13 protein-coding genes, 2 pseudogenes and 1 CRISPR repeat array are annotated in these 14454 nt (G+C 33.7%); all 15 genes and pseudogenes read right to left on the minus strand.

From position 1 onward, the window contains the following. The first annotated feature begins 18 nt into the window (after positions 1–18). Positions 19–2894: direct repeats of the CRISPR family, unit length 30 nt; unit sequence GTTTCAATTCCTATATGGTGCGATTAAAGG. 218 nt (positions 2895–3112) lie between these two features. Beyond that, positions 3113–3376 (minus strand): CRISPR-associated endonuclease Cas2, encoded by a 264-nt coding sequence (gene cas2 / locus L950_RS19950; protein WP_021190355.1) that lies wholly within the window; start codon positions 3374–3376, stop codon positions 3113–3115. A gap of 1 nt (position 3377) precedes the next feature. Next, positions 3378–4348, minus strand: a pseudogene (gene cas1b / locus L950_RS19955) (type I-B CRISPR-associated endonuclease Cas1b). Between the two features lie 56 nt (positions 4349–4404). Then, positions 4405–4985: pseudogene (locus tag L950_RS37505) on the minus strand (plasmid pRiA4b ORF-3 family protein). Continuing rightward, positions 4972–5481 carry a CRISPR-associated protein Cas4 gene (locus L950_RS19965; protein WP_021190357.1) on the minus strand — a complete coding sequence of 170 codons (510 nt, stop codon included), beginning with the start codon at positions 5479–5481 and terminating at the stop codon, positions 4972–4974. The pseudogene L950_RS37505 and the gene L950_RS19965 overlap by 14 nt, the downstream one beginning before the upstream one ends. Positions 5482–5699: 218 nt before the next feature. Then, entirely contained in the window at positions 5700–5990 is a 291-nt protein-coding gene (locus tag L950_RS30850; protein ID WP_197086587.1) for a hypothetical protein, read from the minus strand. Positions 5991–6178: 188 nt separating this feature from the next. Further along, on the minus strand, positions 6179–6616 hold the full coding sequence (locus tag L950_RS30855; protein ID WP_197086588.1) for a hypothetical protein: 438 nt from the start codon (positions 6614–6616) through the stop codon (positions 6179–6181). A 20-nt stretch (positions 6617–6636) separates the two neighbouring features. After that, positions 6637–7794 carry a hypothetical protein gene (locus L950_RS19975; RefSeq protein WP_197086589.1) on the minus strand — a complete coding sequence of 386 codons (1158 nt, stop codon included), beginning with the start codon at positions 7792–7794 and terminating at the stop codon, positions 6637–6639. Positions 7795–7948: 154 nt separating this feature from the next. Then, positions 7949–8860, minus strand: coding sequence for a CRISPR-associated helicase Cas3' (cas3, locus tag L950_RS30860; protein WP_197086590.1), 912 nt, complete (start codon positions 8858–8860; stop codon positions 7949–7951). Positions 8861–8919: 59 nt separating this feature from the next. Continuing rightward, positions 8920–9813, minus strand: coding sequence for a DEAD/DEAH box helicase (locus L950_RS30865; RefSeq protein WP_231577473.1), 894 nt, complete (start codon positions 9811–9813; stop codon positions 8920–8922). Positions 9814–9818: 5 nt separating this feature from the next. Next, entirely contained in the window at positions 9819–10091 is a 273-nt protein-coding gene (locus L950_RS30870; RefSeq protein ID WP_197086592.1) for a CRISPR-associated endonuclease Cas3'', read from the minus strand. 5 nt (positions 10092–10096) lie between these two features. Further along, on the minus strand, positions 10097–10681 hold the full coding sequence (locus L950_RS19985) for a hypothetical protein (RefSeq protein WP_021190358.1): 585 nt from the start codon (positions 10679–10681) through the stop codon (positions 10097–10099). 6 nt (positions 10682–10687) lie between these two features. Beyond that, the gene (gene cas6, locus L950_RS19990) at positions 10688–11347 is read right to left on the minus strand and encodes a CRISPR-associated endoribonuclease Cas6 (RefSeq protein ID WP_021190359.1); all 660 of its coding nucleotides are present in this window, start codon (positions 11345–11347) and stop codon (positions 10688–10690) included. 844 nt (positions 11348–12191) lie between these two features. Further along, positions 12192–12683, minus strand: a complete 492-nt coding sequence (locus L950_RS19995; RefSeq protein ID WP_021190361.1) for a hypothetical protein — start codon at positions 12681–12683, stop codon at positions 12192–12194. Then, positions 12680–13918 carry an AAA family ATPase gene (locus tag L950_RS20000; RefSeq protein WP_021190362.1) on the minus strand — a complete coding sequence of 413 codons (1239 nt, stop codon included), beginning with the start codon at positions 13916–13918 and terminating at the stop codon, positions 12680–12682. The genes L950_RS19995 and L950_RS20000 overlap by 4 nt, the downstream gene beginning before the upstream one ends. A 106-nt stretch (positions 13919–14024) precedes the next feature. After that, on the minus strand, positions 14025–14454 hold a 430-nt coding region (locus tag L950_RS30875; RefSeq protein ID WP_037526341.1), incomplete at its 5' end, for a hypothetical protein.

The following is a 14454-nucleotide window of genomic DNA, read 5'->3' on the forward strand; positions in this document are numbered from 1 at the left end:
TTTATCAGGATCTACCTTGTTTCAATTCCTATATGGTGCGATTAAAGGTAATTCCTATTGACAGTCTTTCCTTCATTTCAACTACGTTTCAATTCCTATATGGTGCGATTAAAGGGTGCTACATAGGATTTAACTGTCGAAGTGTTGTACCGTTTCAATTCCTATATGGTGCGATTAAAGGGCTTTATCTAAAGCACACCCTGTACCTCTTAAAATTGTTTCAATTCCTATATGGTGCGATTAAAGGGATTATTTTATAAGATCATTGATCATTGATAACACGTTTCAATTCCTATATGGTGCGATTAAAGGTCAGGAAAAAACATAACTCCCCAATCTTCAACAATATTGTTTCAATTCCTATATGGTGCGATTAAAGGTTCCTGATTGAACAGAACCAGCGATAGTTGCTCCTAGTTTCAATTCCTATATGGTGCGATTAAAGGTAGTTAATGACGTGGCGATATCGAATTCGGTAACTAGTTTCAATTCCTATATGGTGCGATTAAAGGCTGCGACACTTTTCGAAACATAATCGCCGATATTATGTTTCAATTCCTATATGGTGCGATTAAAGGTTTTCTTAATCCAGGAATAACATTTGTTTTAGCAAGTTTCAATTCCTATATGGTGCGATTAAAGGGCTATTGCCAATATATCGCAATCAATAGGGGAGTCATGTTTCAATTCCTATATGGTGCGATTAAAGGATAAGGTTATTGTTGATATTACAGGTTTAAAAGATCGGTTTCAATTCCTATATGGTGCGATTAAAGGTCGAACAAGGTCGCCGTTTACCAAGTCACGAATTGAGTTTCAATTCCTATATGGTGCGATTAAAGGTATTAATCATCAGCAAAATGGCTCAGGAATTACTTTTGTTTCAATTCCTATATGGTGCGATTAAAGGCTTGGTTAGCGCCTACAGATCATATAAATACTAATGTTTCAATTCCTATATGGTGCGATTAAAGGTTAGAGTGGCGGAGGTGTTATCTTCTATTGCGTTATTGTTTCAATTCCTATATGGTGCGATTAAAGGTCTTTACTGTAGCTACTGTATTGTTTTCTACTGCCTGTTTCAATTCCTATATGGTGCGATTAAAGGACATTAGCACCTCCAACTTCTGTTTGTTGCCTATTTAGTTTCAATTCCTATATGGTGCGATTAAAGGAGCCATGTTATACGCTGCTGCACCTGCAGCAACTAAGTTTCAATTCCTATATGGTGCGATTAAAGGACGATGTTTTTACAGTAATTAAAATGCTTAGGTAAGTTTCAATTCCTATATGGTGCGATTAAAGGTTTATCGTAATAAAGTTAATGGTACTATTATTAGAACGTTTCAATTCCTATATGGTGCGATTAAAGGTTGCTTCTACAGTTGAAAGTTTAACCTTATCAACACTGTTTCAATTCCTATATGGTGCGATTAAAGGAGCCATGTTGTATGCCGCAGCACCTGCCGCAACTAAGTTTCAATTCCTATATGGTGCGATTAAAGGAAACCATAACTCAGTAGTAAAAGTAGATTCATCTTAGTTTCAATTCCTATATGGTGCGATTAAAGGTCGGAAGACATGAAGTCTTTTGAAAATAACTTACATGTTTCAATTCCTATATGGTGCGATTAAAGGTTGCTAAATATCTCAAACCTTAATTTTCCCTGACCTGAGTTTCAATTCCTATATGGTGCGATTAAAGGAGAATGATTTGTAGAAAAATAATCCGATCCTAGTGTGTTTCAATTCCTATATGGTGCGATTAAAGGGGTGAACGAAAAGAAAGAAATATATCCGATAGCTTAGTTTCAATTCCTATATGGTGCGATTAAAGGTTTCTAATCTTCCATTAGAGAAAGCAACAGAACCATTGTTTCAATTCCTATATGGTGCGATTAAAGGTTATGTTGAAACCAGGTTCTTTTGCAACATTAAATCTGTTTCAATTCCTATATGGTGCGATTAAAGGATACCACGATCTTGTGACCCCATACTGTCAAACTCGTTTCAATTCCTATATGGTGCGATTAAAGGTTATCACAAAATTTATCTGATAACTCCTTTGTACTGTTTCAATTCCTATATGGTGCGATTAAAGGCTCAAAAAATAAGTTCGATAAAAATAGAATAAGCGTGTTTCAATTCCTATATGGTGCGATTAAAGGCAGGGGTTTCGTGTAAAGCTCAACAGCCTTACCCTTGTTTCAATTCCTATATGGTGCGATTAAAGGTAATGATCCGTCTATTAGGGCAGAGTTTGCAAAAGTTTCAATTCCTATATGGTGCGATTAAAGGTAAAAAAGATAAAAACTGTAAAAGCTGCTAGAATCAGTTTCAATTCCTATATGGTGCGATTAAAGGTAGTATTATTGTTGATCCTGCTGACAATTAGCAGTTGGTTTCAATTCCTATATGGTGCGATTAAAGGCCAAGGACTTTCAGGATTTACAGTAGGGTCTAGTTCGTTTCAATTCCTATATGGTGCGATTAAAGGTTATCCATGTTATGTTGCTTAACCTGCTCTAACTCCGTTTCAATTCCTATATGGTGCGATTAAAGGTTGAATCCAGCTTATTAAGATGGATGAACACCGAGTTTCAATTCCTATATGGTGCGATTAAAGGTTAATTGTAACAACAGCTAAGATGTAAGATAAAATAAGTTTCAATTCCTATATGGTGCGATTAAAGGTTTAAATAATCGACTAAGCGATTCCTTTATTTCAATGTTTCAATTCCTATATGGTGCGATAAAAGGTTGGATCGCGCACCTCTAGCAACTGCATCTCTTCTTATGTTTCAATTCCTATATGGTGCGATTAAAGGGATTTAGGAAGATAGGGGTTATCCGTTGGTAAAGCCGTTTCAATTCCTATATGGTGCGATTAAAGGCCGTAGGTAACGGCATCCAAATATAGTATTCATTGTCTTGAAATCATATTTTTTTATTAAAAACTTAGCAAGAAATTAGTCGCTATCTAATAGCATGAAAATACCTAGACATCGACAACTGCATTTAAAGCAGTCGCAGCGCTGCTTTATGCATAATTTTCATAATAATATTTCAAAGAGCAGGTAGTTGCCATCATCATCGACGACATAAGTATAGTTTATAGAAAATTGTCCAATTTGTTTTTTTCTTTACCCAACACCTCTTTTTCGAGCCATTTTTCTTGGCGGCTTTTGAATATCAAGATACTATCCTCCTCCGGTTCCATCATGTTTTTAGCAGAGAAAAGTAACTCTTTTAATTTGACTTCAGTAATTTCTCCTTCAAAGACCGAGTTTTGGATCCAATTTAAGTAACGCCTGCAAAGTTTTAACATTTTTCCTACACGTTTTTCACCCATATCATATACCAGTATTACATACATATTACCATCTCGCTTTAAAAGGTTTATATTCTTCCATTCCCAAAATATGTTTAGTTAGTTTGTAGCATTCTAACTTTATTAAGTGTTTATAACTCACATTTCGTTTCAATACAGGATGTTTAAAAGTTTCATTAATACGTTCTTCCCATACTTTCACAAAAGTTTTACGACCCGACTCTTTCAATAAGCAACTGTTTACCTGATGATCAAAGTCTTTACTTTGAATCTCTTTTTTGTTAAGTAAACGAAAAATTAAACGATCTACCAATAGTGGTTTAAATATTTCAGCAATATCCAAGGCCAATGAATATCGCCGATATCCAGGTTCATGTAGGAAGCTAATTGTAGGATTTAGTTGCGTATGATAAATCTGACTCAGACATAAGGTATAGCATAGCATGTTCCCGAACGATATTAAGGCATTGATTTCATTTTGTGGAGGACGTTTACTACGGTTTTCCATCTGAAAATCAGCAGAGATAATCGTATCAAACGCTGAATAATAGGTCTGACGAATATTACCTTCGATCCCCATTAGCTCATCAATCGCTATAGTGCTATCTATAGACAATGCATAATGGTCCATTACTTCTAGAATAGGAGAGAGGTCTTTGTCACGATTGATATAGTAGCGTAAATTTTTTCCCATATTGAATGTTGCTCCTGAAACGAACTTCTTCGCAATTTCTATCCGTTTTTTTTATCTATATATCGCTTAATTTGTTCAATTTGCATTTTTCCAGCTAGGAGATATTCTTTTGGAGCAAAAGAGCCAGTATAATGCTCATAATAGTCAAAGAAGTGAACAGCAATGCCAGCTTTACCAAGAAAATTATATAAAGCACTGTTAGCATCTAGACTTCCAAAACAAAATAAATCAGACACACCTTCTACAGGAATATATTTAGGAGTTCCTTCTATACTATCTTCATCTACAGGTGTAAATTTTAAGGTATTATCTTTCCGGCTCATTCGGCCTGGATTAAATAAATAGTAAGTTTTTTCATCGCACAGAAGTTATACAGCTGCTACTCTTTTTTTGTAGCTTCAAAATCGAAAAAAAGAGGATTCCATTTCTCATCTTCATTAATTCCTAACCACGTTCGTATTTCGTTATATTCTTCATGATTAGGATCATTCATAACAACTTTCACATTTTCATACCCCCAGGTACCCCCACAATCTTCTGGAGGACATGCACCTTTACCGTCTACTAATTCTGACCATATTGTATGTTTATCAATCACTTCTTCAATAGTAATCTGATGCGTCCACTCATCACCAAAATCGTAGATATAGGTATATTTTTGTCCTTTCTTTTTAAGTACCTCTTTAAGCATTTTTTTTCTGCATCCTCGGTATTACCTTCATCCCATTCTTCGTCTATAATGGCTATTTCGGGGTAGGATCCTAAACCTTTAGGAGAGAATTGATACAAGTGGTAGTTTTCCCATCCGAAAGCTTCTTGTATTACCTTATGTAACCTATCAAATGTAAAATAGTCTGGTACTAGTAATCTTCTCCACACTGGAGGTTTCGTAATGTTTTTAATCTGGATTTTTAATTGCAATAACATATTATTATATTTTATGTATTTATTCGTCTTCATGTATAAAACAGAACTCGTAGTAACTGCAGTTTTTGCAAATATTCAGTTTAACTAAGGGAGGACTATATTTTTGAGTGATGATTTCGAGTGCTTCATTCTCCCATTGATTTCCCAATGTCATAATTTCATCATTCCAGTGGATCGTATCACGTTGTTTTAATTTTGGATATTCCAGTAGTGCACTGGGGTCATGAACACCGTTTCGTGATAGTATATACATGTAATATTTTACTTGAGCCAGATGAGCCTGTTCTACTTTGTTAGATTTTTTCACCTCATGAATAACTTTATTTTTGGCATCATAGAAGTCTATTTTAATTCCATCTATGGCTAGTTCTGTATACTTTCTTGACCGATCTAGATAGGTCGTTTCCGAGATTAATTTTCCTTCGGCTACTGTTTCAGAAGTATGTTCCATTTGTATGCCATTTGCAAATAGCCAAAGTTTACGATGGCAGGTGTGGAGGTAGGCGATATGAGTTCCTGTGATTTGCATGGTCTTTTTATTTAGGTTTCACAGTAAATTTATCAAGTAAATCGTATTTATCGGATACGATTTACTTGTTGATTTTTGCCTTCTAAATTTGGTTTTCGTAATCGAATCCCATCATTTTATCTATCAAGCTTTTTCTGCACGTTCAAGAGCATCGGCAGTTTCACCTTTTGTTTGAATGTAGCCACCAGCTTGTAGTGCTATATATGTTTCAACGTTTGTTAAAGACTCGTCAATAATAGGTTGCGCTTTGTTAGAATCTTCTTCGGACAATTTAGCCTAATGCTTCCTGCAATCAAGTTAGCATTATCACTGATTGAAATGGCTAATGTATCCATTAAGCTAAATGTTCTAGATTGATTCGAAGTTATGCGCCAATTAATAATAGCGTTCGCCAATGCTTTAACCAGTTTTTCTCTCAATTCTTTTGGTGCAACTAAACAATCACCAAATACATTTTTTGATTCAAACCAACCCTCAGATTTTAATTTCTCTATGGTATCATCAGCCATTTCTGGCTCAAAGGAATTTAAGCTAACAGTAAATAATCGTCTTAAATCAATAGCAATGTCAGAAATGAATAATCCAGATGCTCTTCGTTGTTCTGGAATCCATTTTCGGCTTAAACTACGGTCTTTTCCTTCAAGAAACGCTACAATTTGCTCCTCTGATAATTGGTTTCCCTTTTCATCTCTTACTATTACTTTATTATTAGGTCTATCACTCTGTCGAAAGAGGCATTATCATTATCAATACCAGCAAGAAGAGGGTGTAATCCTCTCATAGCAGAGATTGATAATGGACTTCTTCTTTTTAAGGTTCTATCTTTACCGCCTTTTGCCGCTTTCATCCAGCCACCCAGTAGCTGATCAGGATAGGAAGGGTCACATGTGCCATACACTTCTCCTTCTTTTAGTTCCTTTTGTTTTGTAATATCAAATAAGAATGTCGTTGGACTAGGTATGATATTCAAAACTTCACTAATGCTGTCCAAAATTGAACGTTTTACTTGTTGACCACTTGAGAATGGAATTCTTCTATTGAATTGCGCATCATAGTAGTATTTCTGACCGTCTGAAACACAAAATACAGTATGCTCTGCTCTTTTTAATGTTCTAATATAAATCGTATTGCTCATAACTGAAATCTTTTGTTTTTTTATGATTTTTTTTCTATAAATGCGTAGTCAAATTTTAATAATGTATTGAAGTAAGCAAACTCCTCATTAGTCATTAAGTGTACTTCATCTTTTAGCTTTTTCAAGGTTTCAAGATCAGAACTGCTCAGGCTATTAACCATTTCAGTCAGGGCTTCGATAAATTTTTTCTTGATTTTAGCACCCAAGAGGTCATTTTTAATAAGGTTCATTCCTTCTGTACCTTTCGAATCGATTCTATATCTTTGAATTAGCTTTGCTAGTTCCAAGGTGTAATCCGTAATTTCTTCTTTGTTTTTTGATAGCATAGCGATTAACCAAGTTTTATAAGATTGATAAATAATGTTGTCTTCTTCTTTTTTGAATGAAAGGTTTTTAGCATCTTCCATATATTTTTTTAAATTATCAGGTCGTAAAGTGTGTAAACCTATATTACCTAGTTCACAAGCTCTTTTGATATGCATACCAAATAAGGCTTGAAATTCTTTATTATTGAATGCAGTTTCGCTATGGAATAATTGGCTGTAAACATTTTTTAATTTTTTACCTGCTTTTAAATACATCGGAATAAAACCAATGGTCTTATTGGTTTGTCCTAGGCTATAGATATAGGTGTTGAGCGTTTGTTCAGGATAAAGATTTGATAAGCTAAAAAATAAGTTTGACCAGTTAACCGTATTGACTTCTGCCAAGGTATTTTCTGACTTAAATATGTTTTCATGTTCCAACGTTGCAAAATCAAAGTCATTATCAAATCGATTTCCTAATCGATAGGTTAGCCACTGACCATTCCAAGAGTTTATTTGATTTCCTCTTAGTTTTTGTAAGCTTGGATCGTTTAAATATTTGCGATAATGTTTCCATCCTTCAAATGTTTTGAGAGTGATTTCACTATCATTAATCAATAGATTATATCCACCAGCAACACCGATTCCGAGTCCAGCGCCTATCCAAGAAAGATAGATGTCATCTTGATTTGTATCAATATCAATATTAGAAACTAATCCAGATGTACTTGCATACTCTTTGTTTTCTGAAGCAGGAAAACCAATTGCGAAACTTGCATCAGGTATTTCAAAATCTATTTTATGAAATAGATTTTGTAGCTTCTCTAGTCTTTCTTCAATGGACAACTTCTCTGGTTTTTGACCTGCTTTCATCTGAACAAAGGGTGAGTTTGTTACCCATTGCATATACTTATTATGATTAAAAAAAGCTCAAAGTATTCTTTTTCAAAAAACCCTTTAGCAGAATAGTTTTGATTATATTTTTCGTTATATGCTTTTAAAAATGTTTTTCCTATTAATGTCGTAATCATAAAAATTGGTTTAGCACATTTAAATTTTCTTGCTTTATTTTTCCCGCATCAAGCCCTAGCTCTTTGCTGTAGGTTATTTCCGGAATAATAAAGGGTCTATTGCCTTTTTTCGATTGTTCCATTTTTGCTACAGACCAGTAGCTAACTGGGATTTCAAGTTGCAGTCTTATTTCAAAATCGCCGTTCTCATAGTTTTCTACATCATCTTCTGTGATACAACTTACACTATCAATCTCTAGTAACTCAAACAAGATTGCTTTGCTGCGATGTGTTAATTTTGATAATGTAAATTTGCCATTGGATTTAAAAACACTGTGCTCTTCAATGGTTAGTAGATCTATCTCAGTAAAAACTTGATCTATCTTATTTTGTAAATCTCTTTCTCGCAGAGGCCTTCCGTTTTCTAATGTATCAAATGACTTTTGTAAAATACTTAGATCATAGGGTCTAGCTTCTTTGTCTGTTTCGCCAGGAGCTATCACATAAACATCTTTTAATTTGCCAATAGTTTCTTCTGCTCTTTTTCTATTGATTCTGCCAAATCTCTGTACAAGAGCATCTAATGGTGCAGATTCTGTAATCATTACATCAAAACTAATATCCAAACTCACCTCCACAATTTGTGTAGAAACCACAATACAGGCTTCTGTTGAGGTATTATATTCACCAGTAGATTGTCCGTTTTCATCTAACCCAAGTAATTGTCTTTCTTTATCGTTTCTGTCACCACGTTTAAATTTGCTATGTAATAATAGTGAAGGAATATTATTATATACTTCTTGTATATAGTTGTACACAACTTGAGATTGTTGTACCGTATTCATTACGATCAATATTTTCCTTTTTTCTTCTACAGCTTTATCAATAGTTTTTTTCGCTGAATCAAAATTAGGCAGTTTGTAAACCACATGACGGTCAAATTGGTCAAGTTCATCGTTATTTAATTTTACCTCTAAGGTATCGTCTCCTAATATTTTTTTACACGTTGATATAGAAGGGTCGGCATAGTTGCTGTGCCTATATGGATGGAGCAGTCAATCGATTTTAAGACTTCAATTATTTTCAAAACTAGAGCTTGAGAAATACCAGAGTAAGTATGTACTTCATCTAATACAATATCACAACCTTGAAGATCAAGGATCATAGCCTCAAATCCTTTCATTCCTAATGCAATTGTTGCCAGTTGATGAGGAGTTAGTATTTTTATTGATGAGCCTAACAAACTTTGTAAAGCTACTTCTTCCTCCTTTTTTCGTTTTACAATAACAGATGTTGAATGCAAAACACGAATATCCAAATTTGGATTATTGGCTTCCAAGTCTAATCCGACTCTTTTGAACATAGCATTGATAGATGCTTGGAAAGGTAATGTATAAAATACCCGTCCTTTACATCGCCGAAATAGGTAATCAGTTTTTCCTGCCCCAGTGGAAGCAATAACTATAGTATGTTTTTTTGGGGATGTTGTGTTTTTGTAGGACAATGGATATAGTGGGTGCTGCCGGTTGTAAAAACTTAAATCAGGTATTTTAAATAGTCTTCTTGTTTCCAATTCCGTTTTATTAATAAGTGCAGAAGCAAAATGATCCGCACCCATTAGTAGACCTTTCCATTTGGAATACTCTTTTTTATTTACTTCATTATCACAATAATCAATACAATATTGCAAGTTATTCAGTGCTTCTTGTTTAGAAATAATTTCACATTTGATACCTAGGTCATTAAGCAATTTAATAGCTTCTATACTCCATGTTTCCCAACCTTTAATATGAAATTCGATGTAATCATAAGCCTCTTCTAGGTCTAGTAATCCTAATTCACTCTGATCATTAAGAATTGACTTATGATGTCCTACTACCATTTCGATCAACTCGTTCCATTGATCTTTGGAAAGCAAGAAAGGAAAAATAAAGAGGCAATCTCATGACGGAATATATCGCCTCGACGGCTTTCACCTTTTAATCTTTTATTCTGAAAATAGCTATGAGCTTTGCCTATATCATGAAGAATTGCACCATTGCGCGCAATATCTATGTTATACCCCAAGTACTCCGCAAATTTTACAACAACGCACAATACATGGTTAGTATGTGCTTTTAATGTCGTCCATTCTGGAGCGGATTTCGCAAGTAGTTCCATATTCACTAGAACGATTTTACGGGAGTTCCAACGATGTGAATTCTTCCAAACATTGGTTCTTTAGTTTGTCTGTGATAGCCAACTTGAAAGGATGAATCTGTATTTTCAAAAATCAATTCATATCCGTTGAAATTTTCTTCCATATCAAATTCTTCTTTAGTAATTTCAACTAATTCGACAGGAAGTAGGATATCTTCATTTCTACATAAACAAATATGCTGTTGAAAAGCTCTTTCTGCATTTGCTTTTGTCGCAAATGCTAGATGAAGTACCGGCTCTAATAAAACACCTCTAAGTATGATAGCTGTCGGTCGTTCAAATAAAAGCTGCTTTCCTTTCTTTGTCGAATTCCAACCTCTTGTTTGGATAACTTCTTGTTGCTGGTTTATTTGAGTATAAGATAACCTATGCCTTATAATCTTTTTTATACCAACTTCCTTCAATAATTCCGGAAATAATTTCTTTTCAATACCTTCAACTATACTTGGCGTTAAAAACTGTTGAGAAAAGGTTTCACTATCACGTACTGCCGTCCATGGTTTTATAAAACCAAATGGACCAGAATATTTTACAACGTAGTATTTTTCCATTATGGTTTATTTTAATGCTCCAAAGCCGATTCCCGTAGATTCACCAATGCCCACTAACCAAGCAAAGGTTATTTGCTCGGGAGAACCTTCAATTATAATGGGGGCGAGAGTAGTTTTATTTTCTATTCCTTTGTAGGTGACGAGTTTTGTTTTTGGAAAGCGATAATTTTTATCAAGTGAAACTTTAATTCCTTCAATACTTATATTTGCTTTTTTTAGCTTTTTTCTAATGTTCTCCGTTAGTAGATCTTCAAAATCATCATCTTTATAGGTCACATGTTTTGATGAATTATTTTCTTTTTTTCTGAGTAAAATAGGACTACTTAATAGGAATCTTTCTAATGAATTAAATTGAGGGGTTTCAATGATTTGAATGTCAATTATTGAAATTCCATAAAAAAGGGTTGGAGATTCTAATACACTAATTAGAATTCTCTTTAATAATGGCTCATCAAAAGAGCTTATGAAAAAATAAGAATCTTTGTTTAAATAAATTCCAGATTTTGAAGAAGTTGTGTTTTGAATCCATGAAAAAGAGTATGGACTTGTTTTTCCATGTTCTTCATTGTCTTTTCCCAGCCATTTATTAATCGAACTCGTTAATAAGTGTTGATAGTTGAATGGAATAGGATCTGTAGATTCAGAGAGTTTAAAATATAATCTCATATTTTTATACTGTGTTATTCTTATGTCAGTTAATTTGGTTAGTTAAAAATTACCCCTTTCCATATCCAGACTCGTGTAAAAAGTTGGCATATTCACTATCCCCCTTTGCAATAATCTTATATATAGCACTTGATAAGGGGTACTGATAGTTTATCGGTATAATGTTCGATTTTCTATCAGATAGTAGCGTTATTTTAAATTGAATTTTTTAGATTAATATTGGAAAATAAATTACTTTACAATATACTGAAAAATAATTGAATTGTCAACTTCAATTGATAATTAAAAACAAATGATATTGTGAATACCTGTGTGTATCGAAGATAAAAACCTTTGATTAGATTAGGATACGGGAAACCGTATAATTGGAGTATTTTAGACGCTCATACTGCTGAAGAAGATTTTAGATTCTCCAGTGGGCTTTTTTAGCTTCTACGCTTATTTGCTATTTTATTTAACTCATGTTGTGCACGCTATAGATTATCGAGATTTTAAATTGACAGTTTGATTTGCTTCATGATACTTTTTAATAATAATTTTTGAAATGTTCAAGAACTTCCATATCTATTGTTTTTTCATAATCAAATGGATAATCAATGATGTTGGTGTTACTAGATATTTAAAGCCTATTGGGATGGAAGTGCCTCCAAAAAGTAAACAATTATTGGAGACATTTTATGGGAAAAATCAAGTACAGTATTAAATGTAAAGAAGATGTGGTAAAAGAGTATTTTCAATAATCAGTCGGCTTTTTAATATTCAAATTATTCTGCTATCAGGGTGAGAATAGGTTGTTTGCCCTATTTGTATAGCCATATTCTGAATATCTGTCGAAGGTTTATTATTAAATATTGATTTCACCACCTATGCTAATTCTGACACGATACTTATCGAAAAAGCGTCTTTTAAGTTCATTTTCGATCGTCTGAAAGTGTATTCTTTTTTTATTGACAACAAAAGCTCTTTTATACTTATAAAAATTAATATCATGGTTTTGTTGAAAATGGAGAATCGTATTTTCAAGCTGGTTTAAACCTTCTTTGGGCGAACCACCAGTTATTTGGTTCTTTAATTCTATAAAAACAATATTTTCATTGTAATCAATCATTCCATCGCATCTAGAATCCATATCGCCGTTGTCTCTTCTAATTTCGATGCAATTGTCTATCGCAGTAAAACAAACCGGTGTGCATTCTGGGTTATTTACAGTTGCAATCCATTCGTCTTGATTTTCGGTATCGATATATGCAACAGTTCCGTTTTGATTATCACAAATACCGAATTGACTATCGGTTATTCCTTCGTGCCTACAAGCTACGTCAAAAAAATTAATCATATCAACTCCCCTTCAATTTCCAATAAAGAGTCGAATAATCTGTTGCCCTTTTCCAGAAAAATATTTAAATAATTTTGATCACTAGGTAATCCCTCATAATCAGGAAGTTTAACGATTTTTCCGTTATCTTCAAGCTGATATACGGTTACAGTAGTACCCTTAATACATGATTTTAAAGGTACAATATCGTTAAGACGTTCTGATAGGCCTTCTTTATCATTATTATTGCTGTTAGCTATTCGATTATGTAAATGTTCTGCTTGTATGCTGAGCGTTAAATAATTTATGATGTATGGACTATGAGTTGTTAGAATAAGACCATTTTCCTCATGAAGATTTGCATATTCTAAGAGTGTGAATAACACAGACATTTGAGATGAAGGAAAAAGGTTTTGTTCAATTTCTTCAACAATATTAAGAAATGTGTCGTTCCGATATTTAGATGAAAGTAACTTTAATGCGGCTTCACGCAGTTCGGTGGAAAGCTTTTCATTACTAATGATTTTTGCGATCTCATTTTGCAACTTCCGTTGTGCTTCAGCACTCAATTCATTTCTGGAAGTATCTCTTTCTTTCTCTATTGATGTAGCTAAATTGTGTGACACCAGGTATAATGGAACGAAGGACTGAAACCCGCTAGATGCTTCTGACAGTCTTAGGCGATAAGATTTTCCGACAATTCGAGGTATCTTATTTGCTTTGTCATATTCAAATCTAACATCTCCTATCGGAAGTTTAATACTGCCTGATAGCTCACGAAGTGCTTTTTGCATCTCTTCCCAAAATTTAGATAAAGATTTTGGTAAACCTTTAAGTTTATCTGGGTTTTCAACTGCACTTAAGAAATTTCTCTCTGCCGGTACATACATGATTTTAGGTACTTTATAACTTTCTGCATTTTTAGCAGATAGTGTCAATTTTCCTTCACGGAATTTCATGTCATAGACTTCACCAACAAAATCTATCTCAGTATCATCTGAAAAATAATTAGCCAGGTTTTGATAATTACAATATTCTTTTACGAATCTATTATAACTAGTGACATAAGATTCTTTAATTTCACCCCTGAACAAAGTTTTTTCCAACCAGCTCATTGTGGAGATAAGCTTAGCCATACATTCCTTGCCAGATCCTTCATTACCTATGAAAATAGTGATTTTATTGATGTCAAGAAAACCGTTATTCTCAATCCCATTTTGAATAGGGCCGAAATTTTTAACTCGTATTTTGTTCATTTGGTTTAAATATGGCCTAATCTTATCAGATTACCTTACTCTACGTTAATGCACGCTAAATTGAATTAGGAAATATTTTGCAAAATGATGAAATAAGCTTGATACATCAAATTGATAGTTTGATTTCCTTCATCATGGCCTTTAATAATTCTCTTTTAAAATGTTCAAGAACTTTGTCGTCTATCGGTTCTTCATAGTCAAATGGGTATTCAATGATATTTGGTTGTGTATTTATGTTTATTTTTAAAATGGGATCTAAATCTCCCAACACTAATTGTATGTGCACGGCTAAAGCATTATGCTTTTTTGCTCCTTTAAGTCCCCATTTTTCAGTTGTCCATGTGATCTCTTTAATTTCATCTTTATATAGATCTTTTCCAAAAATATTTAAACCTTTGTCTTTGAATAACTTTGTGTGCGCATTTAGAAAACCAACGTCCAGTAGTGGTTTGTAAATGTCACCGTTTACATAAACGGAAACACGAGAATCTGCAAACAACTCATCAATCTCCTCTATCGCTTCATCCAGTTTTGAA

This window comes from Sphingobacterium sp. IITKGP-BTPF85, from assembly GCF_001006065.1.
Lineage (GTDB): Bacteria > Bacteroidota > Bacteroidia > Sphingobacteriales > Sphingobacteriaceae > Sphingobacterium > Sphingobacterium anhuiense.